Source organism: Streptomyces sp. NPDC048270, assembly GCF_040652335.1.
Taxonomy (GTDB): Bacteria; Actinomycetota; Actinomycetes; order Streptomycetales; family Streptomycetaceae; genus Streptomyces.
Genome location: NZ_JBEZLV010000016.1, coordinates 31,346 through 57,166 on the forward strand (window position 1 = coordinate 31,346; position 25,821 = coordinate 57,166).

At 72.2% G+C, this 25,821-nt stretch carries 20 protein-coding genes; 8 read left to right on the forward strand and 12 right to left on the reverse strand.

Annotation, left to right across the window (positions count from 1 at the left end):
• Window positions 1-128 precede the first annotated feature (128 nt).
• On the forward strand, window positions 129-707 hold the full coding sequence (locus AB0D66_RS16440; protein ID WP_362302918.1) for a TetR family transcriptional regulator: 579 nt from the start codon (window positions 129-131) through the stop codon (window positions 705-707).
• A 227-nt stretch (window positions 708-934) separates the two neighbouring features.
• On the opposite strand, the gene gcl is transcribed toward AB0D66_RS16440, so the two are convergent.
• Window positions 935-2,722 (reverse strand): glyoxylate carboligase, encoded by a 1,788-nt coding sequence (gcl, locus tag AB0D66_RS16445; RefSeq protein ID WP_362302921.1) that lies wholly within the window; start codon window positions 2,720-2,722, stop codon window positions 935-937.
• Between the two features lie 235 nt (window positions 2,723-2,957).
• Between gcl and AB0D66_RS16450 the strand changes: the two genes are divergently transcribed.
• Window positions 2,958-3,920, forward strand: a complete 963-nt coding sequence (locus AB0D66_RS16450; RefSeq protein WP_362302924.1) for a hypothetical protein — start codon at window positions 2,958-2,960, stop codon at window positions 3,918-3,920.
• Between the two features lie 58 nt (window positions 3,921-3,978).
• Window positions 3,979-4,467 carry a glutathione peroxidase gene (locus AB0D66_RS16455; protein WP_362302927.1) on the forward strand — a complete coding sequence of 163 codons (489 nt, stop codon included), beginning with the start codon at window positions 3,979-3,981 and terminating at the stop codon, window positions 4,465-4,467.
• 96 nt (window positions 4,468-4,563) lie between these two features.
• Here the strand turns inward: AB0D66_RS16455 and AB0D66_RS16460 are convergent, their stop codons facing one another.
• Both AB0D66_RS16460 and AB0D66_RS16465 read right to left on the reverse strand, forming a co-directional pair.
• Window positions 4,564-6,366 carry an AMP-binding protein gene (locus tag AB0D66_RS16460; RefSeq protein WP_362302930.1) on the reverse strand — a complete coding sequence of 601 codons (1,803 nt, stop codon included), beginning with the start codon at window positions 6,364-6,366 and terminating at the stop codon, window positions 4,564-4,566.
• A gap of 45 nt (window positions 6,367-6,411) precedes the next feature.
• On the reverse strand, window positions 6,412-7,560 hold the full coding sequence (locus tag AB0D66_RS16465) for a winged helix DNA-binding domain-containing protein (protein WP_362302933.1): 1,149 nt from the start codon (window positions 7,558-7,560) through the stop codon (window positions 6,412-6,414).
• A gap of 221 nt (window positions 7,561-7,781) precedes the next feature.
• Here AB0D66_RS16465 and AB0D66_RS16470 point away from each other — a divergent pair, with 221 nt between their 5' ends.
• Window positions 7,782-8,951: a magnesium and cobalt transport protein CorA gene (locus tag AB0D66_RS16470; RefSeq protein WP_362302936.1), complete on the forward strand. Its 1,170-nt coding sequence runs from the start codon at window positions 7,782-7,784 to the stop codon at window positions 8,949-8,951.
• A 174-nt stretch (window positions 8,952-9,125) separates the two neighbouring features.
• On the opposite strand, the gene AB0D66_RS16475 is transcribed toward AB0D66_RS16470, so the two are convergent.
• From AB0D66_RS16475 to AB0D66_RS16500, 6 genes are all read right to left on the reverse strand, one after another.
• Window positions 9,126-9,665 (reverse strand): Pycsar system effector family protein, encoded by a 540-nt coding sequence (locus AB0D66_RS16475; protein WP_362302938.1) that lies wholly within the window; start codon window positions 9,663-9,665, stop codon window positions 9,126-9,128.
• Window positions 9,665-10,588: a hypothetical protein gene (locus AB0D66_RS16480; protein WP_362302941.1), complete on the reverse strand. Its 924-nt coding sequence runs from the start codon at window positions 10,586-10,588 to the stop codon at window positions 9,665-9,667. The genes AB0D66_RS16475 and AB0D66_RS16480 overlap by 1 nt, the downstream gene beginning before the upstream one ends.
• Entirely contained in the window at window positions 10,585-12,657 is a 2,073-nt protein-coding gene (locus AB0D66_RS16485) for a hypothetical protein (protein WP_362302944.1), read from the reverse strand. Before AB0D66_RS16485 ends, AB0D66_RS16480 begins: the two co-directional genes overlap by 4 nt.
• A complete protein-coding gene (locus AB0D66_RS16490) occupies window positions 12,654-13,553 on the reverse strand; it encodes a hypothetical protein (RefSeq protein WP_362302947.1) in 900 nt (299 codons plus the stop codon). The genes AB0D66_RS16485 and AB0D66_RS16490 overlap by 4 nt, the downstream gene beginning before the upstream one ends.
• 129 nt (window positions 13,554-13,682) lie before the next feature.
• Window positions 13,683-14,324 carry a Crp/Fnr family transcriptional regulator gene (locus AB0D66_RS16495; protein ID WP_362302950.1) on the reverse strand — a complete coding sequence of 214 codons (642 nt, stop codon included), beginning with the start codon at window positions 14,322-14,324 and terminating at the stop codon, window positions 13,683-13,685.
• 225 nt (window positions 14,325-14,549) lie between these two features.
• Window positions 14,550-15,725 carry a serine hydrolase domain-containing protein gene (locus tag AB0D66_RS16500; protein ID WP_362302953.1) on the reverse strand — a complete coding sequence of 392 codons (1,176 nt, stop codon included), beginning with the start codon at window positions 15,723-15,725 and terminating at the stop codon, window positions 14,550-14,552.
• Between the two features lie 148 nt (window positions 15,726-15,873).
• Here AB0D66_RS16500 and AB0D66_RS16505 point away from each other — a divergent pair, with 148 nt between their 5' ends.
• Both AB0D66_RS16505 and AB0D66_RS16510 read left to right on the forward strand, forming a co-directional pair.
• Window positions 15,874-17,124: a histidine kinase gene (locus AB0D66_RS16505; RefSeq protein WP_362302957.1), complete on the forward strand. Its 1,251-nt coding sequence runs from the start codon at window positions 15,874-15,876 to the stop codon at window positions 17,122-17,124.
• Window positions 17,125-17,360: 236 nt separating this feature from the next.
• Entirely contained in the window at window positions 17,361-18,002 is a 642-nt protein-coding gene (locus tag AB0D66_RS16510; RefSeq protein ID WP_362303179.1) for a response regulator transcription factor, read from the forward strand.
• Between the two features lie 225 nt (window positions 18,003-18,227).
• On the opposite strand, the gene AB0D66_RS16515 is transcribed toward AB0D66_RS16510, so the two are convergent.
• Window positions 18,228-18,815, reverse strand: a complete 588-nt coding sequence (locus AB0D66_RS16515) for a histidine phosphatase family protein (RefSeq protein ID WP_362302960.1) — start codon at window positions 18,813-18,815, stop codon at window positions 18,228-18,230.
• 295 nt (window positions 18,816-19,110) lie between these two features.
• On the opposite strand from AB0D66_RS16515, the gene AB0D66_RS16520 reads away from it, so the two are divergent.
• Window positions 19,111-19,338 carry a CbtB-domain containing protein gene (locus AB0D66_RS16520; RefSeq protein WP_362302963.1) on the forward strand — a complete coding sequence of 76 codons (228 nt, stop codon included), beginning with the start codon at window positions 19,111-19,113 and terminating at the stop codon, window positions 19,336-19,338.
• An 11-nt stretch (window positions 19,339-19,349) separates the two neighbouring features.
• On the forward strand, window positions 19,350-20,231 hold the full coding sequence (locus AB0D66_RS16525; RefSeq protein ID WP_362302966.1) for a CbtA family protein: 882 nt from the start codon (window positions 19,350-19,352) through the stop codon (window positions 20,229-20,231).
• Between the two features lie 126 nt (window positions 20,232-20,357).
• On the opposite strand, the gene AB0D66_RS16530 is transcribed toward AB0D66_RS16525, so the two are convergent.
• Window positions 20,358-21,713, reverse strand: coding sequence for a M1 family metallopeptidase (locus AB0D66_RS16530; RefSeq protein ID WP_362302969.1), 1,356 nt, complete (start codon window positions 21,711-21,713; stop codon window positions 20,358-20,360).
• Window positions 21,714-21,735: 22 nt separating this feature from the next.
• Window positions 21,736-25,752 (reverse strand): Pls/PosA family non-ribosomal peptide synthetase, encoded by a 4,017-nt coding sequence (locus AB0D66_RS16535; protein WP_362302971.1) that lies wholly within the window; start codon window positions 25,750-25,752, stop codon window positions 21,736-21,738.
• Window positions 25,753-25,821: the final 69 nt, after the last annotated feature.

Here is a 25,821-nt window from a genome sequence, read left to right on the forward strand (position 1 = left end):
GATCCTGACTGAAATTTCAGTCAGGATCGCAGAGACTGAAAATCAGGTCAGGATCTCGGGTGGGAGCTATCGTGGGACCTGACTGAAAGCTCAGTCAAGGGGTAACCGACCGAAAGGTGCGAGCAAGAGTGGCCGACCGCCAGTCGTTGATCTTGGAAGCAGCCGTACGCGTGATCGCCCGCAGCGGCGTGCGGGGGCTGCGCGTCGAGGAACTCGCCACCGAGGCAGGGGTGTCCACCGCGCTGATCTACTACCACTTCAAGGACCGCGCCGGCCTGGTCCAGCGCACCCTGGCCTTCATCAGCGACCGTGCCACGGGCTACACCGACGAGGCCCTGAAGGACACCGAGGACGCCCGGGCCGCCCTGCTCCAGCTGCTGCTGAGCGAGCTCCAGGACATCCCCCGGGTCCGCGAGAACAGCACCGCCTGGGGCGAGTTGCGGGCCAGCGCCATCTTCGACGCCGACCTGCGCGAGCCGCTGGCCGAGTCCACCCGCTCCTGGTCGCAGGACACCGCGGACGCCATCTCGGACGCCCAGGCGGCCGGCCTCGCCGACCTGAGCACCGAGCCGCTGGACGCCGCCGAGCGGCTCACCGCCCTGGTGGAGGGGCTCAGCGAGCGCTGGCTGAGCGGCTCCCTCGGCCTGGAGCGCGCCCGCGAGCTGCTGACCGGCGCGGTGGACGCGGAGCTGGGCCCGCGGCCGTAGTCCCTGGCGCTTCGGCCGTTATCCGTAGGCGTCGGCCGCGCAGGTGACGCGTCGGCCGCGCCCGGAACGCGTCGGCCGCGCCGTAGCCCCTCGGCCGCGGGCCCCCGCGGGGAGCCGCCGAGGCGCCCCGACGTGCGACCGGTCCCGGACGCGGAACGACCCCCGCCCCTCCTGACGGAGGGACGGGGGTCGCCGTGTACTGCCGGGATGCCGGCCAGAGGTAGCGGTCAGACCTTGAGGGCCTTGATCGCGGTCGGGGCGTGGCCCGGCTCGGTCGCGAGCTCCTCGAACTCGGTGACGTCGCTCATGTCGACGGTCTTGCTCATCGAGATGTTGGTGATGCGCTCCAGGATGGCCTCGACGACGACCGGGACCTGGAACTCCTGGGCCAGCTTCTTGGCCTGCTCGAAGGCCTCGCCCAGCTTGTCCGGGTCGGTGACGCGGATGGCCTTGACGCCCAGGCCCTCGGCGACCTTGACGTGGTCGACACCGTAGACACCCAGCTCGGGGGTGTTGATGTTCTCGAACTCGAGGTTGACCTCGAAGTTGATGCCGAGACCGCCCTGAGCCTGACGGATCAGGCCCAGGTAGGCGTTGTTCACCAGGACGTGGACGTAGGGGACCTTGTGCTGGGCGGCGACCGCCAGCTCCTCGATCATGAACTGGAAGTCGTAGTCGCCCGAGAGCGCGACGATCGGGGTCTCCGGCTCCGCGGTGGCGGCACCGATCGCGGCCGGGATGGTCCAGCCGAGCGGGCCGGCCTGGCCGCAGTTGATCCAGTTGCGCGGCCGGTAGACGTGCAGCATCTGCGCGCCGGCGATCTGGGAGAGGCCGATGGTGGTGACGTAGCGCGTCTCCGGGCCGAAGGCCCTGTTCATCTCCTCGTAGACGCGCTGCGGCTTCATCGGGATGTTGTCGAAGTGCGTGCGGCGCTGGAGGGTGGCCTTGCGCTCCTGGCCCGAGGCGGCCCAGGCGGAGAAGTCCGGCAGCTTGCCCTCGGCCTTGAGCTCCTTGGCGACCTCGATGAACAGCTCGAGGGCGACCTTGGCGTCGGAGGCGATGCCGAAGTCCGGCGCGAAGATCTTGCCGATCTGGGTCGGCTCGATGTCGACGTGGACGAACTTGCGGTCACCGCGGTACGCGTCGAGGTTGTAGCCGGTGTGGCGGTTGGCCCAGCGGTTGCCGATGCCGAGGACGAAGTCCGACTCCAGGAAGGTCGCGTTGCCGTAGCGGTGCGAGGTCTGGACGCCGACCATGCCCGCGCTCAGCTCGTGGTCGTCGGGGATGACGCCCCAGCCCATCAGGGTGGAGATGACCGGGACGCCGGTCAGCTCGGCGAACTCGACCAGCAGGTCGGAGGCGTCGGCGTTGATGATGCCGCCACCGGCGACGATCAGCGGGCGCTCGGACTCCAGCAGGAACTGGATGGCCTTGGCGGCCTGGGCGCGGGACGCCTGCGGCTTGTAGACCGGCAGCGGCTGGTAGGTCTCCGGGTCGAACTCGATCTCGGTCAGCTGGACGTCGATCGGGAGGTCGATCAGGACCGGGCCCGGACGGCCGGAGCGCATCAGGTGGAAGGCCTCCTGGAACACGCCGGGGACCTGGGCGGCCTCCAGGACGGTCGTGGCCTTCTTGGTGACCGGCTTGGCGATCGAGGCGATGTCGACGGCCTGGAAGTCCTCCTTGTGGAGCTTCGAGACCGGAGCCTGACCGGTGATGCACAGGATCGGGATCGAGTCGGCGATCGCCGAGTACAGGCCGGTGATCATGTCGGTGCCGGCGGGGCCGGACGTACCGATGCAGACACCGATGTTGCCCGCCTTGGCACGCGTGTAGCCCTCGGCCATGTGCGAGGCGCCCTCGACGTGGCGGGCCAGCGTGTGGTTGATGCCGCCCACGTTCTTGAGCTCGCGGTAGAACGGGTTGATCGCAGCGCCGGGCACGCCGAAGGCTTGCGAAACGCCCTCGAGCTTGAGGATCTCCACTGCAGCGGCGGCGGCTGTCATACGGGGCATCGAGTTCTCCTGCGGGTCCGACGGTCAGGCTTTTCCGTAATCCGGAAGTTTTGTTCTGCTATACGGAACAAGCTAAGCGGCGGCTTCCGCCACGTCAAGGCGGTGGGGGACCCCGGATGGCACCAAAAGCCGCGTCTCGCTCGGCGACTTGCACAAATGGCTGGTGTTGTCGCCCCGAGCGTCGCGCGTGGTGGAGCATGGACGCACGCACAGCGACGGAGGGGGTCCAGGTCTCATGGCGGAAGCGGTACCGGTGCGCTGCCCGGCGTGCCTGCGCGAGAACGGCTACACCGTCCCGGTCTATCCCTGTGCCTGCGGGAGCCCGGTCCACCCTCCGCTGGACCTCGCCGCTCCGCCGGAGCCGCTGACCCACCGCACCTGGTCGGATGCCTGGGTGACGGTGCGCTGCGCCTCCTGCGGGCGGGAGAGCGAGTGGCCGCATCCCGAGGTGGGCTGCGCGTCCTGCGGCACGGTGGTCCGGATCGCGGTGCACCCCGTACACCCGCAGCCCGCGGGCAAGCCGGCCGGGGCCGGGCCGCGGGCCGGCTCGGGCGGGGAGCGCGGGGCCGCCCGGTCGGCTCGGCCCGGCCGGGACTCCGGCACGCGGGACGGTACGACGCCCGAGGCATCCGAGGCGGCGCCCGAGGCATCCGAGGCGACGTCCGAGGCGGCTCCCGAGGCCGGGGCCGCGTCCGGTGCGGCGTCCGGTCCGCGGCCCGGCGCGGATACGCGCGCCGGTGGCCGCCGGGACGCCCCCAGCGACCCCGATCCGGACCGGCAGCCACCGCAGGCGGACACCCCGGTACCGCGCCCCGCGTTCCGGCCGGTCACGATCCGCACGACCAGGGACGCGGTGGCGACCGCCGCCCTCTACCTGCGCTGGCTCGGCTTCCAGGACGTACGCCAGCCCGACGGGCGCCCGATCCCCTCGGCCGCCGTGGACTTGCGGGCCCCGGGGCTGGTGGCACAGGTGGACCCGACCACGGCGCCGGCCGGGCTGCGGGCGGTGGAGTGCGTCTGGCTGAACGGACTGACAGCTTCCGCGACCAGCGTCTACTTCTCCCTCGCCGGATACACCGAGGACGCCCGCACCCGTGCGGACGATCTGGGCATACCGCTGTTCGTCATGGACCTCACGGGCATGCCCCAGCCGGTGAACGATCCCGCGGACGAGCTGGTCGGCAGCACGGACGCCTAGGCCGTCGCGGCATCACCTACGCTCGGAGGCGTTATCCGCTTCCTGCCAGGAGAGCCCGATGAGCCTGTACGACATCCCGCTGACCACCCTGTCCGACGAGCCGACCAGCCTCGGGGCCCACAAGGGCAAGGCGATCCTGCTGGTGAACACCGCCTCGCAGTGCGGACTCACCCCGCAGTACTCGGGTCTCGCCCGGCTGCAGTTCGCGTACGAGGAGAAGGGCTTCACCGTCATCGGCGTGCCCTGCAACCAGTTCGGCGAGCAGGAGCCCGGCACCGCCGACGACATCCAGACCTTCTGCGCGGCGGGCTTCGGCGTCACCTTCCCGATGCTGGAGAAGTCCGAGGTCAACGGGGACAACCGGCACCCCCTCTACCAGGAGCTGGTGAAGACCCCGGACGCCGAGGGCGAGGCGGGGGACATCCAGTGGAACTTCGAGAAGTTCCTGATCTCCCCCGCCGGCGAGGTCGTGGCGCGCTTCCGCCCGCGCACCGAGCCCGAGTCCCCCGAGGTCATCGCCGCCATCGAGGCGCACCTGCCCGCTTAGGGGCCGGCGGCTCCGGCGGTACTCGTACGTACCCCTCGTACACCGGGGCCCCTCGTACACCTGGTACACCTCATGCCCCGGTGTCTCTCGTGCGCATCAGCCGAAATCGGACTCGTCGTACTCCCCCGCCCCACCGGCCGCGGTGAGCTCGCGCAGCTCCACCCGGCGGATCTTGCCGGACACGGTCTTCGGGAGCTCGCCGAACTCGATGCGGCGGATCCGCTTGTACGGGGACAGCACCGCGCGGGAGTGCTCGAACAGGGCCCGGGCCGTCTCCGGCCCGGGCTCCCAGCCCGCGGCGAGGGTGACGTACGCCTTCGGCACGGCGAGCCGCAGCGCGTCCGGGGCGGGGACCACGGCCGCCTCGGCGACGGCCTCGTGCTCCAGCAGGGCGCTCTCCAGCTCGAACGGGCTGATCTTGTAGTCCGAGGCCTTGAACACGTCGTCGGAGCGCCCGATGTAGGTGAGGTAGCCGTCGGCGTCGCGCGAGGCGATGTCGCCGGTGCGGTAGAGCCCGTCCGCCATGGCCTCGGCGGTGCGCTCCGGGTCGTCGCGGTAGCCGGTGGTGACGCCGGCGGGCTTGACGCGCAGGTCCACGCAGAGTTCGCCCTCGTCGGGGGACTCCTTGCCCGTGACCGGGTCCAGCAGGACGATCTCGTAGCCGGGCGCGGGACGTCCCATGGAGCCGGGCTTCACGGGCACGCCGGGGAAGTTGCCGACCTGCAGGGTGGTCTCGGTCTGGCCGAACCCGTCCCGGATGGTGACGCCCCAGGCCTGGCGGACCTTCTCGATGACCTCCGGGTTGAGCGGCTCGCCCGCGGCGACGGCCTCGCGCGGCGGCTTGGCGAGCCGGGTGAGGTCGGACTGGATGAGCATCCGCCACACGGTGGGCGGGGCGCAGAAGGTGGTCACGCCGTGCCGGTCCATCTCGTCCATCAGCCGCTCCGCGTCGAAGCGGGTGTAGTTGTGCACGAACACGGTGGCCCCGGCGTTCCAGGGGGCGAAGAGGTTGGACCAGGCGTGCTTGGCCCAGCCGGGCGAGGCGATGTTGAGGTGGACGTCGCCGGGGCGCAGCCCGAGCCAGTACATGGTGGAGAGGTGCCCGATGGGGTACGAGGCGTGCGTGTGCTCCACGAGCTTGGGGCGGGCCGTGGTGCCGGAGGTGAAGTACAGCATCAGCGGGTCGGTGGCGAGGGTCTCGCCGTCGGGCGTGAAGGCGCCCGGGGCGCTGTACGGGGCATCGTCCATGCCGGCCAGCCGCCGCCAGCCGGCGGGGACCTCGGCTCCGGCGGCGATCCGGGTGTAGGTGCCCGGTACGTCGTCGAACTTGGCGGTGTCCGCGGCCCTGGTGATGACGTGCCGTACGTGACCGCGCTCGATGCGGTCGCGGAGGTCGGCCGGGCCGAGCAGCGGGGTGGCCGGGATGACGACGGCGCGCAGTTTCATCGCGCCGAGCATGACCTCCCACAGCTCGCGCTGGTTGCCGAGCATGACCAGGACCCGGTCGCCGGCCGCGACGCCCTGCTCGCGCAGCCAGGCGGCGGCCGCGTCGGACCGCGCGGACAGCTCCTGGAAGGAGAGGGACCGGCTGCTGCCGTCCTCCTCGACGATGCGCAGGGCGTCGGCGGTGTTCCCGGCGGCGATGTGGTCGAACCAGTCCAGCGCCCAGTTGAACCGGTGGGGGCGGGGCCAGCTGAATCCGGCGCGGGCACCCTCGTAGTCGCCGCGGCGCTCCAGCAGGAAGTCCCGCGCGGCCAGGAACCGGGCGGCGGCGCCGGGCTCGGTGTTCGGGCTCGTCTCGGTGTTCGGGCTCGTCTCGGTGTTCGGGCGGATGTCGGCGCTCGGGCTGATCCCGGGGTTCCGGCTGATGTCGGCGTTCGGGCAGATCTCGCTCGTCATGCCAGGCATCGTGCCGCGCGGGGTGCCCGCAGCACTAGCGCCGCGTCAGCCGTGGATTGACGCGAAGCGTACGGAGACCTTGCCCGGGTCCTCGGCGGGCTCGGCCGGGGCGTCGCCGGCCGCCGGCCCGGTACCGCCGGCCATCGCGGTGAGCATGCGCTCCCCCTCGGCGGCGATCTCCTCCTTCCGCGCCGCGGAGGCCTGCCCGAAGAGCTGCACGGTGAGGGTGTTCCCGTCCTGCTTCCAGAGGCCGGCGAGGAAGCCGTCGACGAGCAGGGTGCAGTGGGCCTGGTTGCCCGTCCAGGTGCGGCCCTTGATCTCGGGGGCGACCACGCGGGTGCGGTCGGCGTGCGAGAGCAGCAGGTTGTCGAATTCGGGGAGGAAGCGGGGCGGGGCCGGGGTGTCCGCGTCCGGCCGGGGCGCGTCGCGCAGGTCGAAGAGCTCCACGCCGTTCCCGTCGCGGAAGACGACGAGGCCGGGGCGCAGCCGCTCGAAGGCCTCGCGCAGCCGGGTCAGGCCGGCCCACACCTGCATGTCCTTCACGGAGGCGGGGCCGAAGGCGGCGAGGTAGCGCAGGACGACGTCGTCGAGGGGCTGCGCGGTGCCGGCGGGCCGCCCGAGCCAGTGCTCCACGGTGGTGAGCCGCACCTGGCCGCTGCGCCCCCACACCCCCCTGGGAGTGACCTGGACCAGCGGGAGCCGGCAGCGGGCGGCGACGGACAGGGACTGCGGGTCGGCTTCGGGCCATTCCCGGAGCAGCTCTTCGCGCAGCTCCGCCATGGTGCGCGGTGCGGCCTCGACGAAGGCGCGGGCGAGCTCGGCGAGCCGGTCCAGGTCCACCCCGACGAGCCCCTTGCGGAAGTGGTTCACCTCGCGGTCGCGGGCGGGCTGGACCAGGGGCCGCAGGGATAGGGCGTCGTCGGCGGTGTGCGTGTGGATCGTCGACCGCATGGTGACCATCCGGACCACCTCCCGCGACTCCATCAGCCCGGCCAGCTCGGCGGGCCGGAAGCCGGCGAGGCGGGCGTGGAGCTGGAAGTAGGGGGGCTTCACGTTCTGCGCCTGGAGCCCGAGGAGGTGGCCGACGGCGTCCCGCGCGGACATCTCGGCGCGGGTCAGCAGGAGCTGACGGGCGAGCGTGGCACGGTTGAGGGCGCGGTCGTCGAGCACGGGGTGCGGTGTCCTGGAGGCCATGACAGCAAACTAGCCCCGCTTGCGGACACCCACTGTCCTCAACTCGTCACGCCCGCCCGCCCGCTCGCCCGCACCGGTGCGCGGCCAGGCGGCGTCGCGGGCGTACGGGCGGGCGCGACGCTGCGCGACCCTACGGACGGGTGGGCGCGGGCCCGGGACAGAACGCCCGTATATCCTGCATCTTGCCCGTAAACAGACGTTCGACCGGGAGCTGACCTGCGATGTCGGAGCGCCCAGACCGCCGCCCCTCGCCTCCGCCCGCCGCGAAGCGCGCGGGGTGGCGCCGGCCCGCCTCCCCGCCCGCCGCACCCCCGGCGGGGCCCCCGGCCTCCGCGCAACCGGCGGCGCCGTCCGCCACACCCCCGAACCACCGCAGCGTGATCGACTCGGCCGTCTACCGCGACGGCCGCCGCGTCGCTTCCCCCGCCACCCTCGCGGACACCTTCCGACAGCTGCGCGAGGAGCCCGACGGGATGGCCTGGATCGGCCTGCACCGCCCGACCGAGCCCGAACTCCACTCCCTTGCCGCCGAGTTCAACCTCCACGAACTGGCCGTGGAAGACGCCCTGGAAGCCCACCAGCGCCCCAAGCTGGAGCGCTACGGCGACACCCTCTTCGTGGTCCTGCGCGCGGCCCGCTACCTCGACGCCCAGGAGGAGGTGGAGTTCGGCGAACTCCACATCTTCGTCGGCCCGGACTTCTTGATCACGGTCCGGCACGGCGGAGCCCCGGACCTTTCCACGGTCCGCCACCGCATGGAGCAGACCCCCGAACTCCTCTCCCTGGGCCCCGAGGCCGCCCTGTACGCCATCCTCGACGCGGTGGTCGACGGCTACGCCCCGGTCGTCGAGGGCGTCCAGACGGACATCGACGAGATCGAGACGGAGGTCTTCCGCGGCGACCCTGCGGTCTCCCGCCGCATCTACGAACTCTCCCGCGAAATGGTCGAGTTCCAACGCGCCACCCGCCCCCTGGTCGGCATGCTCCACGGCCTGATGGCGGGCTTCGCCAAGTACGGCACGGACGAGGAACTCCAGCGCTACCTCCGTGACGTGGCCGACCACGTCACGCACACGAGCGAACGAGTGGACGGCTTCCGCCAGGCCCTCACGGAAATCCTGACGGTCAACGCCACCCTGGTCTCCCAACAACAGAACGCCGAAATGCGCGCACTGGCCGAGGCGGGCTTCGAACAGAACGAGGAGATCAAGAAGATCTCCTCCTGGGCCGCCATCCTCTTCGCCCCCACCCTGGTCGGCACGATCTACGGCATGAACTTCGAGGACATGCCGGAGCTCAAGTGGGCAGGCGGCTACCCCTTCGCGATCCTGCTGATGGCCGTGGTCTGCGTGAGCCTGTACGTCATCTTCAAGAAGCGCGACTGGCTGTAGCCGGGGCACATCGATACCGTTGATCAACTCAACTATTGCGAATGCCTGAACGACCTTGGACCTTGCTGGTAGACCGCCCTTGTCCGACCCCCTGGTGAGCCTGTCCCCGTGAAGCCCACCGATGACCGACAGTTTCCCGCCGCGCTCGCCACTGCGATGGCCGCGCATCACCGGTCAGCGACCGAGCGCAAGCGCCAGGAACGCCGCGGTGATCGCTAGCAGAAGCATGACAATGGCATACCGCACACAGCGGTTCTTGGCTCGGGCGATCCTGCTGGTCTCCCTCAGCGCGCGCAGTAGCCGGGGCTGGGGATCTGAGCCGTCCCGCCTGAGCCCGGCCGACAAATCGGCGCGCGTCTCCGCACGCACCACGTCTTCGTAGTAGGCGAGGAGGCCATGCCTCTCGCCGGCCCGTGCCCCACGGCGCGGTGCGAGAGCCAGGAGCAGAAAGACCAAAGCCCCGGTCGTGGTGGCCGCTGCCGCCCACCACAAGGACACGGCCCACACGGCATCGAGGGGACGCCGTACGACGAGGAGTCCGAAGAGCGTTCCTCCTGTAGCCAGAAGAATGGCTGCCTTGCCGTCAGCCCGGCCGATTTCCAAATAGTTCTGCGCTATGAGTTCTCGCGACAGAACCACCACGTGGTCCGAGTCCGCGGCACGGTGGTCGGCCCCGATTCTCAACTGGGCGGGACGAGAGGGCAGAACCCGCATCACGGAGCACCTCCGTGGAACCCGTTCATGCCGCTGTTCGGTACACCCGCGCCGCCGATTCTGCGCAGGACCTCGTCGCCCTGGGGTACGCCGACTTCGCTGAGGAGACCCGCCAGGTTCACCCCGACGAAGCCCCGGTCCTCTTTCGTCAGTCCCTGAAGCGTTGCCGCGAGCGTCCGCTCCCATCCGTCCCGCTCAGTGAGCAGGTCTCCGTGTGCGACCGTCCAGTCGAGCACCTCCCTGGCTTGGTCGGGATGGTGAAGCAGCCAGAGCGCCGCGAGACCGACCGGCCCACCGGCAACCACCTCGCGGTAGAAGCGGTACGCCTCGCGGTGGGCCTCGCCGAAGCCCGGCGGAAGGAGGAGTTCGCCAGGAGGGCTTGAAGCCGGTAGAAGGCCGGCCGGAGGGTCGAGGAACCAGTAGGTCAGGCCCGTCCCGTCGATGCTCTGCGGCTGACCGGGGGGCTCGACCTGAGCGGTCCCGTGCAGGATCGGCGGCTGTCGAAGGGGATCAAAAGCACCAGGCAGCCCAGCACTTCCACGGATGGCCTGATCGATCAGCCGGCGCGCGGTGTCCTCCGTGAGGCCGCTGCGCGCTGCGACCACCGGGTTGCTTACGTTCCAGGCGACCTCGTAGCGTGCACGCGAAGGGGCTGATGTCGCAGGGCCCCGGCGTGGCACCTCCACCACGGTCCGGCGTTCCGACAGCGAGACCCACCCGATCGCGTCGAACTCCCGCCGAAAGGCCGCCCCGATCGACGGTCGGGGGTACCCCCAGATGTCTCTGCCTCGGGCCGGCTCAAGGCAGTCCGCCTCCCGATCCGAAAGAAAGACGAGCGCGCGATCTGAAGACGGCCCGAAGCGTTGCCGCAGCAGCTGTCGAACCGGTGAAGACCTGACCGACGCAAACAGTGGCCTGCTCATGACGCACTCCTCCTTCGCGATGTGTTCGTGTGATCTCGGTGGCGCCCTAGTAGAAATCGCATGACTCCCCGACGGTGGCGAGCGGTACGGGAGAGCTCGCTCAACAGGTGATCGAAGGCCGTCCTCTGGAACATGTCGGAGTCGGCTTCGACCCTCCCAAGTCCTTGGGCCACCGCTTCGTACGTGGCTGGATCGTCAAGACCCAGCACGACAAGGGCGAAGCCCTGCACCGGGTGACACTCCAGAGTCCGGGCCAGGCTTATCCGCACCGCACCCGGTGTACCCGGCTGGGGGAACGTCGAGAGGGCCATGGAGTGGATCAGGTGCACCGCCAGCGTGTGACGGGGTGTTCCCCGGCCGGCTTCCAGCCACCTCGTCACCGCCTCCAGGACCTCGATGTGGTTCGCCTGCTCAGTGAGGAGGGCGCCCAGCGCGAAGGAGACGGCGGAGCGCAACTTCGCGTCCAACTCCGGAGAGGAGCCGTCGAGGACGCTGTCCAGAAGTTTGAGGGCCGCAGCCGGCCGGGCGAGACCGTAGCTACCCCCGCAGGTCTCGGCGACCGTGCAGCGGAGCACGACCGATGACCGGCTCCATCGGCGCACCTGCTCCTTGACCGCACCGGAAACCAAGGGGTACTGCACGAGCTCTCCCAGCGCCACTGCGACCAGCCGTCGGCGCCAGCGGTCGTCCGAGGAGGCGAAGGGGTGCAGCTGAGTCAGGGCGCCGGGGCCGGTGGCGTGTGCGAGCACCCGGCCGATCGCCACCCCGGCGGCCAGATGGAGGCCCGGCTGAGGGCGCAGCTGCTCCAGCGCACCCCACAACGCTTCCGGCATGCCTTCGAAGTCCAGCCACAGATGACGCAGCAGGGTCGCCGAGCGGTGCCTGCCGGAGAAGACGATCGGCTGCACCGGGTAGCGGTACCGGTCTGCGGGAGAACTACAGGGTGCCAGCCGGCGTGCGCCGATGGCTTCGAGCCGGTCCTCGAACGAGGGGCCGAGGACGTCCGGCCACCGATCCTCCGGGGCTCCGTCCAGTCCGGTCTTGGCAGCACGCGCACTGAGCAAGGGGCGCATTGCCGTCGCGAAGTGCTCGATCACCGTGCGGTCCTGTCCCGGTAGCAGGGCGATGGCCGCCATCAAGGAGACCTTGTCGGCACTGTGTCGAGCCTGAGCGAGCGCGGACCGGGCGGCGCTCTCGGTGCCGGTCAGAAGGTCCTCGAGCACGGATCCGATCGGTGCCGACGTCTCCACGGACTGCCGCAACCCGTCCGACAGATCGACGGCGTCGCCGGGCAGCGGATGCGTCGAGAGGTATTCGGTGACCTCGGGGGAGGCCAGGTGCGCCAAAGCAGCGTCCAGTTGTGAGCCGCCGAGCCTCCCTTCAGCGCCCAGGAGCCGCAGTCGCCTCTCCGCGACCTCGTGCGGTCCGGGCGCGGCATGCGCCTCTTCCCACCGGCTGGTGTCTGACGGCAACCGGACCTCCTGCGCCATCGTGACGACCAGGTGCGCCCCGGCGCAGCGCAAGGCCTCGGCCAGGCCCGCCAGCCGCACGTCGTCGAGCGCTCGGGCGGATGCGGCGGGCAGGCCCTGTAGGAGGTATCCCCGGCCGGCCTTCGGCCGCCACGCCGACAGATCAGCCATCGCGTCCAGGCCCACGACACCGCCCTCGCCGTGCCTTTCGGTGAGAAGGGCGAACGCCGCCGTGCCGACGCCCGTCCCCGCCCTCGCCCTGAGCAGCACGATCCGGCTGTCCAGAGCCTTCCGGCAGCGTGCGTACGACGGCGGTTCGACGAATCCGTAGAGCCGGCCGAGCACCTCTTCCGCCGGATAGGGCCCCTCGCGCAGGCGCGGCTTGAGGAATCCCTCGATGGCCTCGTCGTTCGACGCGGCGATATGCAGAAAATTGAGGTCGCCTCCCACGTTCCCCATCAACGCGACCCCGCTGTGCACACGTTGGCGACTCTCACGGAGGGAACTCTGCTGATCGGACCCCGATCCAACCCGCGGATCGGGATGATCGGTGTCCGGCTGGATGTCCGGCTCGGCGGCCGCGCCGGATCCGGCGTTCACTGGTGGTCTCCGGCGCCGGCCCGCTTGTCACCCGCAACGTTGTCTCCGCTGCCCCAGTGCTGGTTGGTTCCGCGGTACGTGGTCGAGGGCCCGGTATAGGTGAAGTCACCACCGATGTCGCCCATCACCGCAGCGCCTTCCCCGACGTGCTGGGAGTTTCCGCTGCCGTCCTTGCCGGGCCGCTTGCCCTGTGCCTCAGTAGGCCCCGTCGGCCCCGCGTCTTGGATTTCCTCACGCGGCTGGAGGCCAGCCCGCACGAGGTTCCCGGAAGGCGAAGGAACGTACAGCCAGGCCCGCTGCGCGAAGTTCTTGCCTTCGACGGTGGCCGCTACTTCGACACACCGGTCGGGGTGGAGCCCCGTGTACGCGCCCAGCACGACGTCCTCGTAGACCCGGTCCGAGACGATGGCCGCGAGGTGGGTCACCTCCTCACTCGCTGCGGCGAGGATCGCCTTGACCGGACGCGAGTCCAGGAGCCGGTGCATGTCGTTGCGGGCCGTGCCGTTGCCGTCCCCGGGCTCGCCCCCGTCAGGCAGCGGGCCGACGTGGATGCTGGCCCGGAGCCTGATCCGCGGGCCGACGGCCTGCCGGTTGTACGAACCGAGCACGCCGTCCAGAACACCCAGGAAGGGCCAGAGCACGAAGGGCAGGTGCACCGGATCGAACCCGAAGACGACGCCGTCCCCCGTATTGGCGGGAAACCGCTGGGCATCGCGCAACTGGTGCAGGCCGGACCGCTCCAGGGCCTGCTCCACCAGCTGGGGAATGAGCTGGCTGACCGGGCCGTGTTGAGCGGCCGGCAGGCCGGTGAAGTCCTTTGCGTCAACGGCGAACAGGGCGCGGTAGGGCGGGAGCGGTCGGCTTTCGGCATACGGATGGGGCATGGGTACGGGCATGCGGAATCTCCTCACGAATGGTCCGTTCAACAGCCGTGGTCGGGCTGCTTCGAGGTTCCATCCGTGCCGCTCCGCCGAGTGCACAGCACTGGGCGCACAGGATGTGTCCCAGGTCACACATCGTGCTCCTCAGTCGGTCGCCGCCCAGCGCTGTAGGGCTTCCACATCCCTGATGACGATCACCCGCCGCGCCGTCTCGACCAGCCCGACGGCCCGGAGCTGGCCCAACCCGCTGATGACCGCATTGCGTGTGACGCCGATCGCCTGCGCGATCTCTTCCTGGTTCAGCCCCGTCAGCCGAACGACGTTGCTCTCGGGCATCTGATCGGTGAGCACGGCCAGCCTCAGCAACATGCGCGCCAGCCGCACGACCAAGGGCAAGGTCTGCAGTTCACCTCGGTGGAGGTCTGACTCGCGCATCCTGGCGAGTGCCTGGCGCATCAGATGGATGACCAATCCGCGCTCATCGACGAACCGCACGAAGCGCGCGGCATCCAGGACGACCGCAGCACAGGGCGTCAACGCGACAACGTCTGCCGTGCGTGAAGTCCCGTTGAAGACCGAGACCTCGCCAAGGAGGTCCCCCGGCCCCCGGAACGCGAGCCATGTCTTGGCGCCGTTGGGCTCTCGGCACACCACTTTGGCCAACCCGGAGGTGAGGGCCAGGAGGTGTGTCCCGGGAGACCCTTGCCGCAGCATCACGCTGCGCTCCGGGAACTTCCTGGTCACGCCTTGACTGCGCAGGTCGCGCCAGACTTCATCGGACAGCACGTATCGCCTTCCCATCACGCCCACACCGGTGCACATCGGACCCCAGAGTTGTACGCCGATGCGGCGGGCGGCATCGACGATCGGGTGACGTTGGCCGAAAGCGATCGTGGTAGTCCGTGTCAGCTCGTTACTGAGGTCGGATCCAGCAGAGTCTCGTTGGCGTGCCGATGTCACCTTCGCTGGACAGCGGACCGCAGTGTTCGTCGGGACGACGAGACCGCCGGTTCAGCGGCACAGAGCCGTGTCCACGGTGTGTTCGAGGTTTCTGCGGGTCGGGTCCGTGGTGAGTTGCCGGGTGACCGTGATGTGGGCGGCGCGGCCGTCTTCGGTGGCGCCGCCTCGGGTTTCGTAGCCCGGGAAGCTGCCGCCGTGGCCCCAGGAGAGGCCGCCGCAGGGGAGGGGGCGGCTGACGAGTCCGAGGCCGTAGCGGGCGCCGGGGCCGAAGGTCGCTTCGGCCGGGATGGTGGAGCGGCGCATCTCGGCGAGCTGGGCCGGGGGGAGGAGGCGGCCGGTCAGGAGTGCGGTGAAGAAGCGGTCGAGGTCGGAGTTGGTCGAGATCAGCTGGCCTGCCGCCCAGGCCCAGGAGGGGTCGATCTCCGTGATGTCGGTCAGTGGTGCGTCCGCCGATGCCCGGTGGTAGCCGCGGGGGTGGGGCTCGCGGACGGTCGCGTCACCGGGGGCCGGGAAGTAGGTGTGGCGCAGCCCGAGGCGCTGGATGACGCGCCGGTCGATCTCCTCGGCGAGGGGGCGGCCGGTGATCTTCTGGACGAGCAGGCCGGCGACCACGTAGTTGGTGTTGCTGTACTTCCAACTCTTCCCGGGGGCGAAGTCGGCCGGGTGCTGGAGGGCGATGTCGAGCAGTTCGGAGGGCGCGTAGGAGCGGAGGTCGTCCCCGAGGTGGTCGGTGTAGTTCGGGAGTCCGCTGGTGTGCTGGAGGAGCTGGCGGACGGTGATGCGCCGCCCGTCGATCCCCTCCCCGCGGACGAGGCCGGGCAGGTGGGTGTCGATGTGGGCGTCCAGGTCCACCCTGCGCTCCGCGACGAGCTGGAGGACGACGACCGCGACGAAGGTCTTGGTGTTGCTGCCGATCCGCACCTGGCCGTCGACGGGTACCGGTGCGCCGGTGGCCAGGTCGCCGACTCCCGCGGTGTAGGTGCGGGTGCGGCCGTTGCGGTCCTGGACGCTCGCCAGGGCGGCCGGCATCCCGTCGCCCCGCACCAGTGAGTCGAGGCTCTGCCGGACCGGGTCCGGCCCGGCTGCGGATGCGGCGCCGGGCAGGGCGAGGCCGGCCAGCGCCAGGGCGGCGAGGGCCGGCGCGGACACGGCGACGGCGGCTCGTCGCCACCGGTCTGCGTGCCTGGGGGGCGGGGAGCCGAGGGCCTGCCGGGACTGGGTACGCATGGAACAACTCCTGCGGGATCGTGGGGAATCGTCGGTCTGGGCACGATCCTCGGTTCCAAAGTCCCCGACCGCATCGCGGGAAGGCGGGAGATGGCGCTCCCCCGATCGGGGGAGGCCGCCGGTCGGGCGCACGGCAATACTGGCGGGCATGATCAGGGGAATCCGGCCGCTTCTGCGCGGCTCCACGTACGCGGGTGCGCTGTTCGCCTTGTGCGGCGCGCTCGCGAGCCTGCCGCTGCTGCCCTTCGCCCTGTTGCCGTCACTGGGCTGGCGGTCCGGTCCCGAGGGCGTACGGGTCGCCCTGGTTCTGGCGCTCTGGGCGGCCCTGGTCGGCGTGGCCGGACTGGCACGCCCCGTACGGCGGGTGCTGGTCGTGTCGGCTCGCCGACTGCTGCGGGTGCCGCTGCCGGATCCGGTGGCCGGCGGCCGCCGGGCCGGGCCCCTCGGCCTCGACCGCTGGCGTACCCCGCTCTGGCTCGTGCTGCACGCGGCCGTCGGGTGGACGGGGGCGCTGGCGGGCGGGCTGCTGCTCCTCCTGGGCATCTCCCTGCCGGGGAACCGGCTCGGCGGCGAGCTGCGATGGAGCCTGTACGGCACCTCGGCCCGGGTGTCGGGCGGGTGGAGCTGGGTGGTGGCGGCCGGGTGCCTGCTGCTGGCGGTGGCCGTCTGCGCGCTGGCGACGAAGGTCCTGCGGTGGTCCGCGCCACGGCTGCTGGGGCCGTCGGCGGCGGAGCGGCTCGCGCTGGCCGCCGAGCGGGAACTGCTGCTGGCCGAACGCAACAGGATCGCCCACGAGTTGCACGACTCGATCGGGCACACGCTGACGGCTGCCACCATCCAGGCGGCGGTGGCGGGCGAGCTGCTCCGCACCGACCCGGCGGCGGCGCGGGCCGCCCTGCGCAGCATCGAGGAGTCGGCGCGGGCCGCGCTGGAGGACCTGGACTACGTGCTCGGAGTACTGCGCGAGGAGCAGCCGGGGACGGCGCCCGCCCGGACCCTGGCCGACCTGCCCGAGCTGCTGGACCGGCTGCGGCACGCGGGGGCGGTGGTGGAACCGGAGCTGTCGGGAGAGCCCGACCGGGTGCAGGGGACGCTCTCCCGGGCGGCGTACCGGATCCTCCAGGAGGGGCTGACGAACGCGCTGCGCCACGGTGCGGGCGGCCCGATCGGGGTCCGGGTGGCGGCCGGGGCGGACGGGCTGGACCTCACCGTGGTCAACCGGACGGGGGTCAGGGCGTCCCCGGGACCGGGCCAGGGGGCCTTCCCGACGTCCGGCCACGGGCTGGCCGGACTGGCCGAGCGCGTCCGGCTGCTGCACGGTGAGCTCCAGGCCGGCCCGGACGGGACGGGGCACTGGCGACTGGCCGTCCGGCTGCCGGCCCGGGTGGTGTCGGCGTGAGCGCGTCAGGCGCAAGCGGATCCGGCGCGAGCGGGTCAAGGGCGAGCGGATCAGGCGTCGCAAGCGGAACCGGCGCGAGCGCGTCAGGCGCAAGCGGATCAGGCGTCGCAAGCGGAACCGGCGTCGCGAGCGGATCAGGTGTCCTAGGCGGATCCGATACGGACAGCCCCGGCCCCAGCCCCAGCCCCGCCCCCGCCCCCGCCCCCGGCGAGGGAACGGCACTCCCCGTCACCCTCCTGATCGCGGACGACGACGAGGTGACCCGCAGCGGCCTGCGCACGCTGCTCGCCGCGCAGCCGGGGATCGCGGTGGTCGGCGAGGCCGCCGACGGCGTCGAGGCGGTCGAACGGGCGCTGAGCCTGCGGCCGGACGTGGTCCTGATGGACGTACGGATGCCGCGGCGCAACGGGATCGAGGCCACCCGCCACCTGCTCGCCGAAGTCGCCGACCCGCCGAAGGTCGTGGTGATCACCACCTTCGAGAACGACGGCTACGTCACCGCCGCCCTCAGCGCGGGCGCCAGCGGGTTCGTCCTCAAGCGCCTGCCGGTCGCCCGGATCGCCGAGGCGGTCCGGGTGGTGGCCGCGGGCGAAGCGGTCCTCTTCCCGGCGGCGCTCGGCCGGATGGTCGCCGCCCGCCCGCTGGGCGCCCCCGACGCCCTGCCGCGGGCCGAGCTGACCGGCCGGGAGGAGGAGGTGCTGCGCCTGATGGCCACCGGGCTGTCCAACCCGGAAATCTCACAGTCCCTCACGGTGAGCCTGGAGACGGTCAAGACGCACGTCGGCAACGTACTGGCCAAGCTCGGGGCGCAGAACCGGACCCATGCGGTCGTCATCGCGTACGAGTCCGGCCTGGTGGTCCCCCGCTTCGCGGGCTGACCTGCTGCCGCGTTCTCGAACCGATCAAAACCGAGCCATGGCGTGAAGGCGTCACCACAGCGGGAGTTGTGTCCTTCTTGTCCGGTTGGACGTCAGAACTGCCTGGTCAGAGCAGTATGTCTTGCTCCGCAGTGAGCCGGCCGGTGCCGGCGCCCGCTGAGAGGGGGCGCCGTCCGCGTGGGAGACCACGGGGCGGCGCCCCTTCGTGCTGCCGGGGCCCTCGGGTCAAGGGCCGTCCGCCGCGCCCTGGTCCAGGGGGCTTCCGATGCGGAGGTTCCAGCGGTGGGCGCGGCCGGAGAGGTGGACCGCGGTCAGGGGGCGTACGTCCACGCGCCAGAACGCCTCGTCCGGTGCCCCGAGCGCGTGGACCACCGCCGCCCGGATGACGTCCGGTTCCGCGACGGCCGTGAGGGGGCCGGTCGGGTCGGGGAGCGTGTCGAGCCAGCTGCCGACCCGGATGCGTACGTCGCGCAGCGATTCCCCGCCGTGCGGCGCGGCCGCCGGGTCCGACATCCAGGCGGCGACGGCCTCCTGTTCGCCAGCCGCGACGGCGTCCAGGGTCAGGCCGCGCCAGCGCCCCGTGTCGCAGCCGGCCAGGGCGGGCGCGGGTTCCGGCCGGAGGCCGAGCGCGGAGGCGGTCTGGCGGCAGCGCAGGGAGGGGGAGGTGTAGCTGCGGGCGGCCCGGGGGACGGCGGCCGCGGCGGCCTCGGCGCGGGCGGTTCCGGCGGGGTCGAGGGGGCTCTCGTCGTCGAAGCGGAAGTCCCGCAGGGCTTCGCTCGTCGCGGGGGCGATCAGGGTCAGCCGGACGGTCATCGGGGCCTCTGCGGTCGCTGTGGTCTGCGGTTCTCCGTCCGGCACTCTACGCGGGGGCGTGCGGACGTGACGCGGGTCGCACGCCCTTGGCGGGGGGTGCGGCGCGCGGTACGGTCAGGCGACATTTCCACAGAGTGACGACGGCGAGACGGAAGTCCGGTGTGAATCCGGCATGGTCGCGCCACTGTGTGCTGCGGCGTGCATCCCCTCGGGGAGTGCGCCGCGGCGAGTCAGACCCGCGGACCGTCGTCCTGCACCACCGTATGGGACGCGTGTTCCCCGAGGAGGTTCCACCATGGCCGAGGCTGTCGTCTCCCCCGCCATACCCACCCCTTCCGGCTCCCTGCCGACCCCGCTGCCCGTGCGCGCGGTACTGCCCTGGGCGCTCTTCGTCGGCCTGCTGATGCTCGTCGCCCTGTACTTCGTCGGCGCCGAACAGGGCGCCACCTCCGTGTTCTCCGGTGCCGGAGTGCACGAATGGGTGCACGACGGCCGTCACCTGCTCGGCTTCCCCTGCCACTGAGAGGCACGCACATGTACGCCTCGACCGTCAGAGGTCTGCTGGTCCGCGGCATGCTCGCGGGCCTGATCGCCGGGCTCTTCGCCTTCGCCGTCGCCTATGCCGTGGGCGAGCCTCCCGTCAACGGCTCGATCGCGGTGGAGGAGGCGCAGGCCGCGCAGGACGCGGCGGGCGCCCACGCCGGGCACGGCGCCGGTGCCGTCGCGGAGGAGGAAGAGGAGGAGCTGGTCAGCCGGCCGGTGCAGTCCACCGTCGGGCTGGCCACCGGTGTCCTCGTCTACGGGGTGGCCCTGGGCGGCATCGCCTCCCTGGCGTTCGCCTTCGCCCTGGGGCGCGTGGGCCGGTTCAGCCCGCGGGCCACGGCCGCCCTCACCGCGGGGGCGGCCTTCGCCACCGTCTACCTGGTGCCGTTCCTGAAGTACCCGGCCACTCCCCCGGCGGTCGGCAACCCGGACACGATCGGGCAGCGCACCACGCTGTTCTTCCTGATGATCCTGCTCAGCGTGCTCCTCGGCGTCGGCGCGGTCATCGCGGGCCGCCGCCTGGCGCCGCGCCTGGGCAACTGGAACGCGAGCCTGGCCGCCGGCGCGGGCTTCCTCCTCGCCACCGGCCTCGCCTTCGCGTTCCTGCCGGACAACGACGACGCGGTCAAGCCCGGTTTCCCCGCAGCCCTGTTGTGGGAGTTCCGGGTCGCCTCGCTGGCCGTGCAGGTCGTGCTCTGGACGGTCTTCGCGATCGTCTTCGGCGTGCTGGCGCAGCGGCTCCTGGCCGGCCGGACGGCCGGGGCCGATACGGCGGGCACGGCGGGCACGGCGGGCACGGCGGGCACGGCGGGCACGGCGGGCACCGACGGCTCGGACGCCCCCGAGCAGCGGCGGACGCCCGCCCTCGGCTGATCCGCCCGCGCACGACAGCCGTCACCCACTGCCCCCGCCCCCGGCCGACAGCCCCGGGCGGGGGGCACCTCCACGTCATCCGCGACAGGCACACGTGGGGGGGTACGCGGCAGGCCCCCGCCGCCCCTACCGCAGGGTCGGCGGCATCGGGGGCGGCGGCGGCATCGGCATCGGCGGCAGGGCCGGCTCGTACAGCCAGGCCGCGAGCAGGTCGTCCAGCGGCTCCGCCGCGTAGCGCGCCACGTGCGTGGTGAAGACGGCCGTGGTCACCACTCCGTGGCGGTGCACGCCGGCCCAGTCGCGCAGCATGCGGAAGAACGCGGCGTCGCCGAGGGCCCGGCGCACCGCGTGCACGGCGAGGCCGCCGCGCTGGTACAGCCGGTCGTCGAACATCAGCTTGCGGCCGGGGTCGGCCAGCCGCAGGTCCTGCGGCTGCGAGGCCAGCAGCCGGTGCGCTCCGGCGGCCAGCTCGTGCGCGCTGCGGCCGCCGGAGCGCTCCGACCAGAGCCATTCCGCGTACTTCGCGAAGCCCTCGTTCAGCCAGATGTGCCGCCAGTCGGCGATGGTCACGCTGTTGCCGAACCACTGGTGCGCCAGCTCGTGGGCGACGAGGCGCTCCGACCCCCGGGCGCCGTCCACGTGGTTGACGCCGAACAGGGACAGGCCCTGGGCCTCCACCGGGACGTCCAGTTCCTCGTCGGCGACGACCACCGCGTACTCGCCGAAGGGGTAGGGCCCGAACAGCTCCTGGAACAGCCGCATCATGGCGGGCTGCCGGGCGAAGTCGCGGGAGAACTCGGGCAGCAGGTGCGCCGGCACGTGGGCGCTCTGCGGGACGCCGCCGAGCCCGGGGTCGCCGAGCAGCACCGTCTGGTACATGCCGATGGACAGGCCGACCAGGTAGCTGGGGGTCGGCGCGGACTGCTCGTACACCCAGGTGGTCGTGCTGGCCTTCGTGGTGCGGGTGAGCAGGCGGCCCCCGGCGACCACCGTGTACGCCGAGGGGGTGTTGACCGAGATGTGGTACGAGGCCTTGTCCGCGGGCCGGTCGTTGCACGGGTACCAGGAGGGCGCGCCGACGGGCTGGCTGGCCACCAGCGCCCCGTCGGTCAGTTCCTCCCAGCCGAGGCCGCCCCAGGGGCTGCGCACCGGCTTGGGGTTGCCCGCCCAGTGCACCTCCACCGTGAAGGCGGCGCCGGCCGGCAGCGGCTTGGCCGGACGGACGCGGAGCCTGCCGCCGCGGTGCGTGTAGTGCGGGGCCCGGCCGTTGACGAGGAGCCGGCCTATCTTGAACTCGGCCAGGTTCAGCTGGAACTCGGAGAGCGGCGCCCGCCCGGCGATCGCACTGAGCCGGGCCGTCCCGGCCAGCCGGTTGGGGCCGGGACGGTAGTCCAGAGCGAGTTCGTACCGGTGCACGCGGTAACGGGAGTCGCCGTTGGCCGGAAAGTACGGGTCCGCTGCCGCTGTCTGCTGGCCGTTCACTGCCGCTTCCGTTCTGGCCCTGTCAGGACCGCCACGCCTCGATCGGATTGCCCAGCCAGCGGGAGTCGGCGGGCACGGATTCCCCGGCCATCACGAGGGAGGCGGGACCCAGGGTGCTGCGGGCTCCGACCGTGCTCCCGGGCAGGACGATTCCGCCCGGGCCCAGGGTGGCGCCCTCACGGAGGACCACAGTATCCGTCCTCAAGATCCGGTCGTGGAAGAGGTGTGTCTGCAACACACAGCCGCGGTTCACGCTGACCGCGTCACCCAGCTCCACCAGGTCCGTTTCGGGCAGCCAGTAGCTCTCGCACCACACGCCGCGGCCGACCCGGGCCCCCAGCGCGCGCAGCCACAGGGCCAGCACCGGGGTGCCGGGCACCGATCCGGCCAGCCACGGCACGGCCAGTACCTCGACGAAGGTGTCGGCCAGTTCGTTGCGCCACACGAAGCCGCTCCACAGCGGGTGCTCGCCGGTCCGGTGGCGGCCCACCAGCAGCCACTTCGCGGCGATCGAGACCGCGCACGCGGCCACGCCGGCGGCGAGCAGGACCGCTCCGGACAGCAGGGCGGTCCCCCAGATCCCGGGACCGCCCGCCGCGGCCAGCGCGCAGAGCGCGGCCACCGTCAGGACGGCCAGCGCCGCCGAGCAGAAGACGGGAGCGAGCCGGCACAGCTCCACGAGGCCCCGCGCCCACAGCAGCCGCGCGGGCGGGTCGTAGGTCCGGCTCTGGTCCGCGCCGGCGGCGGACCGCGGCAGCTTCACCGGCGGCAGGCCCAGGTAGGAGCTGCCCTTCTTGGCCTTCTTCGGGGTGGCGGACAGCACGCCGACCAGCCCGTCGTCCGGGACGGTACGGCCCGGCGCGGTCATGCCGGAGTTGCCGAGGAAGGCCCGGCGGCCGATCTCGGAGTGTCCGATCCGCACCCAGCCGCCGCCCAGTTCGAAGGGGGCGGTCAGGGTGTCGTCGGCGAGGAACGCGCCCTCCCCGACGGTGGTGAGGCTCGGCAGCGCGAGGACGGTGGACACCTCCGCGCCCCGGCCGATCTTCATGCCGAGCAGCCGCAGCCACACCGGCGTGATCAGTCCGGCGTACAGCGGGAAGAGGGTCTCGCGGGAGAGGTCCATCAGCTGGGTGACGGTCCAGGCCTGCCAGCCGACCCTGCTGTGCGTCGGGTGGTTGCCCGTGCGCAGGCCGAGGCTGAGCAGGCGTACGCAGACCAGCAGGAGCAGCGCGTACGTGAAGCCGAACGCGAGCGCCCCGGGCACCACCGCGAGCAGCGCTCCGGCCAGTGCCTGGGCGAGCCCGGCGCCGGCGGGGACGAACCGGCTGACGACCAGCAGGGCGGGCAGGGTGGCGAGCACCGGCAGGGCGGTGAGGCAGAAGCCGGTCACCCCGTACATGACGCGCCAGTGGACCCCGCGCGGCGGGCGCTCCTTGGGCCAGTTCCGCTTGGCCTTGCCGAGTTTGCCGGCGGGCGCCCCGGCCCAGCGCTGCCCGGTGGGGATCTGTCCGACGACGGCGGAGCCGGGGGCCACCTCGGCCCGCTTGCCGACCCGCGCGCCGGGGAAGAGGATGCTGCGGGTGCCGACGACGGCGCCCGCACCGACCTTGACCGGGCCGATCTCGAGCCGGTCCCCGTCCAGCCAGTGGCCGGAGAGGTCCACCTCGGACTCCACGGCGCAGCCGCGGCCGAGCTTGAGCATGCCGGTGACCGGCGGCAGCGAGTGCAGGTCCACCTCGGGTCCGATCTTGGCGCCGAGGGCGCGGCCGTAGCGCTCCAGCCAGGAGCCCGTGAGGGAGGTCGCGCCGGAGTACTCGGCCAGCCGCTCCGCCGTCCACAGCCTGAGGTGGACGCTCCCGCCGCGCGGATGGCGCCCTGCCCTGACCCCGCGCAGCAGCAGGCGGGCGCCGCCCGCCGCGATGGCGAGGCGGCCGGGCGGGCTGAAGAGGAGCGCCGCGCCGGCCGCGACGAGCCACCAGGAGGCGGTGGGCGCCCACGGGTAGGGCCCGAACAGGTGCAGGACGTTGCCGAGGGCCAGCAGCGCCACCGTCCAGCGCAGGCCGACCAGGGTGAACAGGGGCAGCAGCAGGAGCGACTGGATCACCTTGGCGCGGAGCGGGACCGGCGCGATGGTGCGGGCCGCGCCGTCGTCCTGGACGGACTTCTCCAGCCGCCGGGCGAGCTTGCGCAAGGTGGGCTGCTGGTAGATGTCGAGGACGGCCGCGCTCGGGTAGCGGGCGCGCAGCCGGGTGGTGAGCTGGGCCGCGGCGAGGCTGTTGCCGCCGATGGCGAAGAAGTCGTCGGCGGCGCCGGTGACGCTCACCCCGAGGGTCTCGGTCCACTGCTCGGCGAGCCAGGCCTCGGTGCCGTACAGCTGCTCGGCGGGGCCGGCGGTCTCCAGGTCGGGCAGGGGCCAGGGCAGCGCGTCGCGGTCGACCTTGCCGGAGGTGCGGGTGGGCAGCTCCCCGACGGGCGCGAGCAGCGGTACGAGGGCGGCGGGCAGTTCGGCGCGCAGCCGCTCCACGGCGGCCGCCTGGTCCCAGCCCTCCTGGGTGACCAGGTAGCCGACGAGCAGCTGGTTGCCGCTCCGGGCGGTGCGGACGGCGGCGGCGGCGCCGGCCACGCGGGGCAGGGCCTGGAGCGCGGCGTCGACCTCGCCCAGCTCGATGCGGCGGCCGCCGAGCTTGATCTGCTCGTCGCCCCGGCCGAGGAAGACGAGCCCTTCCGGTTCGGCGCGGACGAGGTCGCCGCTGCGGTAGGCGCGCTGCCAGCCGAGGGATTGCAGCGGGGCGTACTTCTCGGCGTCCTTCTCGGGGTCGAGGTAGCGGGCGAGGCCGACGCCGCCGATGACGAGCTGGCCGCTGCCGCCCATCGGCACCGGCTCGCCGGACTCGTCGACCACGGCCAGTTCCCAGCCGGCCAGCGGGAGGCCGATGCGGATCGGTTCCTCACCGGTCAGCAGGGAGGCGCAGGCGACGACGGTGGCCTCGGTGGGCCCGTAGGTGTTCCAGACCTCGCGGCCCTCGGTGACCAGGCGCTGCGTCAGCTCGGGCGGGCAGGCCTCGCCGCCGAAGATCAGCAGCCGGACCTCGTTCAGGGCCTCGGGCTCCCAGAGCGCGGCCAGCGTCGGCACCGTGGAGACCACGGTGATCTCCTGTTCCACCAGCCAGGGGCCGAGGTCGGCGCCGCTGCGCACCTGGGAGCGGGGGACGGGGACGAGGCAGGCGCCGTAGCGCCAGGCCAGCCACATCTCCTCGCAGGAGGCGTCGAAGGCGACGGAGAGGCCGGCCATGACCCGGTCGCCGGGGCCGATCGGCTCTTCGGCGAGGAAGAGCGCGGCCTCGGCGTCCACGAAGGCGGCGGCGCTGCGGTGGCTGACGGCGACGCCCTTGGGCTTGCCGGTGGAGCCTGAGGTGAAGATGATCCACGCGTCGTGCTCGGGGCCGGGGCGGGCGGCGGGAGCTGCGGCGCCCCCGGCGGCGGCGTGGGATCCGGCGAGGCCACCGGATCCGGTCGCGCCCCGGGGTCCGGCTTCGGCTCCGGCTTCGGCTCCGGCTCCGGCTTCGGCTCCAGCTCCGGTGGTGTCGATGCGCTGTCCGGCGCCCAGCACCGCCCGCACCCCGGCCTCGCCGAAGACCAGCTCGGCCCGTTCGTCCGGGTCCTCGGCGTCGACCGGCACGTAGGCGGCGCCCGCGGCGAGGACGGCGAGGATGGCCACGTACAGCTCGTTGGTCCCGGACGGCACGCGGACGCCGACCCGGTCGCCGAGCCGCACTCCGGCGGCCGCGAGGGCCCGCCGCCTGCGCTCCACCTCGGCGGCCAGCGCCCGGTAGGTCAGCTGGTCGGTGCCGTCGTCCAGCGCGGGCTCGTCGGGGTACGCCCGTACGGAGGCGTCGAGGATGTCCACGAGGGTGCGCGCCGGGGCCGCGGGCCCCGCGGAGAACCGGGCTGATTTGCCGGACTCCTCGAGCGCTTCTCCGTCGAGCACTGCCCCGTCGTCGAGCAGAGTGCTGTCACCGCGCTCTGGTGTGGCTGCCATCGGCCCTCGCGTCTCGTGCCCGGAACATGCGTCCCGGGTCGCCGGCGGAGTCCGGGATTGCCCGGGTTG

Coding starts and splice junctions, on each gene's coding strand:
- gcl (WP_362302921.1), bottom strand. CDS start 2,722: ATGCCCCGTATGACAGCCGCCGCCGCTGCAGTGGAGATCCTCAAGCTC.
- AB0D66_RS16450 (WP_362302924.1), top strand. CDS start 2,958: ATGGCGGAAGCGGTACCGGTGCGCTGCCCGGCGTGCCTGCGCGAGAAC.
- AB0D66_RS16455 (WP_362302927.1), top strand. CDS start 3,979: ATGAGCCTGTACGACATCCCGCTGACCACCCTGTCCGACGAGCCGACC.
- AB0D66_RS16460 (WP_362302930.1), bottom strand. CDS start 6,366: ATGACGAGCGAGATCTGCCCGAACGCCGACATCAGCCGGAACCCCGGG.
- AB0D66_RS16465 (WP_362302933.1), bottom strand. CDS start 7,560: ATGGCCTCCAGGACACCGCACCCCGTGCTCGACGACCGCGCCCTCAAC.
- AB0D66_RS16470 (WP_362302936.1), top strand. CDS start 7,782: ATGTCGGAGCGCCCAGACCGCCGCCCCTCGCCTCCGCCCGCCGCGAAG.
- AB0D66_RS16475 (WP_362302938.1), bottom strand. CDS start 9,665: ATGCGGGTTCTGCCCTCTCGTCCCGCCCAGTTGAGAATCGGGGCCGAC.
- AB0D66_RS16480 (WP_362302941.1), bottom strand. CDS start 10,588: ATGAGCAGGCCACTGTTTGCGTCGGTCAGGTCTTCACCGGTTCGACAG.
- AB0D66_RS16490 (WP_362302947.1), bottom strand. CDS start 13,553: ATGCCCGTACCCATGCCCCATCCGTATGCCGAAAGCCGACCGCTCCCG.
- AB0D66_RS16500 (WP_362302953.1), bottom strand. CDS start 15,725: ATGCGTACCCAGTCCCGGCAGGCCCTCGGCTCCCCGCCCCCCAGGCAC.
- AB0D66_RS16505 (WP_362302957.1), top strand. CDS start 15,874: ATGATCAGGGGAATCCGGCCGCTTCTGCGCGGCTCCACGTACGCGGGT.
- AB0D66_RS16515 (WP_362302960.1), bottom strand. CDS start 18,815: ATGACCGTCCGGCTGACCCTGATCGCCCCCGCGACGAGCGAAGCCCTG.
- AB0D66_RS16520 (WP_362302963.1), top strand. CDS start 19,111: ATGGCCGAGGCTGTCGTCTCCCCCGCCATACCCACCCCTTCCGGCTCC.
- AB0D66_RS16525 (WP_362302966.1), top strand. CDS start 19,350: ATGTACGCCTCGACCGTCAGAGGTCTGCTGGTCCGCGGCATGCTCGCG.
- AB0D66_RS16535 (WP_362302971.1), bottom strand. CDS start 25,752: ATGGCAGCCACACCAGAGCGCGGTGACAGCACTCTGCTCGACGACGGG.